Origin of the sequence: Cryobacterium melibiosiphilum (assembly GCF_003602235.1) — a bacterium.
Classification (GTDB): Bacteria; Actinomycetota; Actinomycetes; order Actinomycetales; family Microbacteriaceae; genus Cryobacterium; species Cryobacterium melibiosiphilum.
Genome location: NZ_QZVS01000008.1, coordinates 1 through 2,364 on the forward strand (window position 1 = coordinate 1; position 2,364 = coordinate 2,364).

Below are 2,364 nucleotides of genomic sequence, written 5' to 3' on the forward strand. Positions count from 1 at the left end.
CACTTCGGGGCGCAGCACGTAGCGGCCGATGATGGCGAGGTTGGAGGGGGCATCCGCCTGCGACGGCTTTTCGACCAGCCCGGTGATGCGCACCACGTCCGGGTCGTCGGTCGTCTCGATCGCGGCCGCGCCGTACATGTGGATCATCGAGGGGTCGACCTCCATCAGCGCCACGATGGTCGCGTTGCGGGCGACCTGCTCGGTGAGCATGCGGCTGAGCAGCGGGTCGCGGGCGTCGATGATGTCGTCGCCGAGCAGCACCGCGAAGGGCTCGTGGCCGACGTGCATCTTGGCGCGCAGCACGGCGTGGCCGAGACCGCGGGGGTCGCCCTGGCGCACGTAGTGCATGTCGGCCAGCTCGGTCGAGTGGATGACCTTGGCCAGACGACTGTGGTCGCCCTTCTTCTCGAGAATCGCCTCGAGTTCGGTCATGCGGTCGAAATGGTTCTCGAGGGCGTTCTTGTTGCGCCCGGTGATCATGAGCACATCGCTCAGCCCGGAGGCGACGGCCTCCTCGACGACGTACTGGATCGCCGGCTTGTCGACGACGGGGAGCATCTCTTTCGGCATCGCCTTGGTGGCGGGCAGAAATCGGGTGCCGAGTCCGGCTGCGGGGATTACGGCCTTGGTGATGCGGGAAAGAGTCATGTCGTTCACCGTAGCGCGTGGTCGTGTCGTGATGGACATGTCTACCGCGGGTGGCGTGTGTCGCGGCGAGCGTGGGAGCCCGGCATCGGCATCCACGAGACGTCGACCGGGGCCGGCCGTGACGGCTGCTGATCGGGGTCGCTCGTGGCCCGGTCGTGGAGATGCTCACCGAGCTGGTGCTCATCGAGGCGAGCGTACATTTCCGTGAGCGGATGGCTGATGGTGCGGTGGAACCAGTTTGTGATCGGGTGGGACATGGGGCATCCTCTTCGGTCAGTGTGAGCAGCAGGCCGGGACGTGACCGGCGGCCACGACTGCGCCGCGAATCCGGTGGGAGTTGGGCGGGAATTCGGCCCGAATTGCGGGGTGCCCGCGCACGATAGCGCGCCCGGGTCGCATTCCGCGAGGGGTTCACGCGGTTTTCTGAGCGAATCTCGGGTTCCACCCGTCAAGAGGGAGGGGTGAGGAGGGTCGGTATGATGGCCGGATGCGGCATCCGTCGCCGCGACCGAACCACGAGCTCCACGAAGGATCCACGCCATGACCGTTCTGCCTCGCCTTGTGGCCTTCGACCTCGACGATACTCTGGCTCCCTCGAAGTCCCCGCTCAGTCCCGAAATGGCCGCGCTGCTTGTGCGCCTGCTCGAGGTCGCCGAGGTGTGCGTGATTTCCGGTGGGCAGTTCGCCCAGTTCCAGATGCAGGTCATCGACCAGCTGACCGAGGTGAGCCCCGAGGCCCTCACCCGGCTGCACCTGATGCCGACGTGCGGAACGCAGTACTACCGTCACGCGAACCACACCTGGAACCAGATCTATGCCGAGAATCTCTCCTTCGACGAAGGCTCGCGGGCGCTCCTCGCCGTAGAGGCCGCCGCGAAAGACCTGGGCCTCTGGGAGGGCGAGACCTGGGGGCCGATTCTCGAGGACCGCGGCTCGCAGATCACCTTTTCGGCCCTCGGCCAGCAGGCTCCCGTCGCCGCGAAGGTCGCCTGGGACCCGACCGGCGACAAGAAGAACACCCTGCGTGCGGCTGTCGCGGCGCTGCTGCCCGACCTCGAGGTGCGTTCGGGCGGGTCGACCTCGGTCGACATCACCAGGCAGGGCATCGACAAGGCCTACGGAATGACCAAGCTCGCCGAGCTGACCGGCATCCCCCTCGACGACATGATCTTCGTCGGCGACCGCCTCGACGAGACCGGCAACGACTACCCGGTCAAGGCGCTCGGCGTGCGCTGCGTCGCCGTGACGGGCTGGGAAGACACCGCCGCGTATCTCGAGACACTGATCCCGGAACTGGCCGCCACCACCGTCTAGATCCACCCGGCACGGGCCGCCTCGGCGCCCGTGTCGACATCACCGCAACCCGCCCCACAGCCCGAGGGCCGTCCTGCGAGGTTTCGGCCAGCGCGCTTCGCGCGCAGGCTCAACCAGCGAGATCCCTCCTTCGCTGGTTGAGCCGCGGCGTGTTTCGGCAGGCTCAGCAACCGGCGGTTGAAACCACCGCGAGCCGACCCTCGGACGCAAGATCTCGAGGGCTCCCTGGAATGTCAGTGGTGGATGAGAGGCTCAGGTGTCAGACAAACGCCGGCCTGAGGCGAAAACTGTGGTGTACACAATTACTAAACTCATGAGAAAACGTCAGCGTTAGTCTTGTATTTGTGTTCACCTCCGGCTAAACTGAGCATATGTCACAGACACTTCCGTCGGACACAGGAG

3 protein-coding genes are annotated in these 2,364 nt (G+C 65.9%); 1 reads left to right on the plus strand and 2 read right to left on the minus strand.

Going from position 1 to position 2,364, the window contains the following annotated elements:
• On the minus strand, positions 1-648 hold a 648-nt coding region (locus D6T64_RS00050), incomplete at its 3' end, for a UTP--glucose-1-phosphate uridylyltransferase (RefSeq protein ID WP_147364374.1).
• A gap of 41 nt (positions 649-689) precedes the next feature.
• Complete coding sequence (locus D6T64_RS00055; protein ID WP_119970232.1) at positions 690-905, minus strand: hypothetical protein; 216 nt, start codon at positions 903-905, stop codon at positions 690-692.
• A gap of 283 nt (positions 906-1,188) precedes the next feature.
• Here D6T64_RS00055 and D6T64_RS00060 point away from each other — a divergent pair, with 283 nt between their 5' ends.
• Positions 1,189-1,962, plus strand: coding sequence for an HAD-IIB family hydrolase (locus tag D6T64_RS00060; protein WP_119970234.1), 774 nt, complete (start codon positions 1,189-1,191; stop codon positions 1,960-1,962).
• The last annotated feature ends 402 nt before the right edge of the window (positions 1,963-2,364 follow it).

What these genes read in the sequence shown, in the direction of transcription:
- D6T64_RS00060 (WP_119970234.1), top strand. Translation starts at nt 1,189, where the DNA reads ATGACCGTTCTGCCTCGCCTTGTGGCCTTCGACCTCGACGATACTCTG.
- D6T64_RS00055 (WP_119970232.1), bottom strand. Translation starts at nt 905, where the DNA reads ATGTCCCACCCGATCACAAACTGGTTCCACCGCACCATCAGCCATCCG.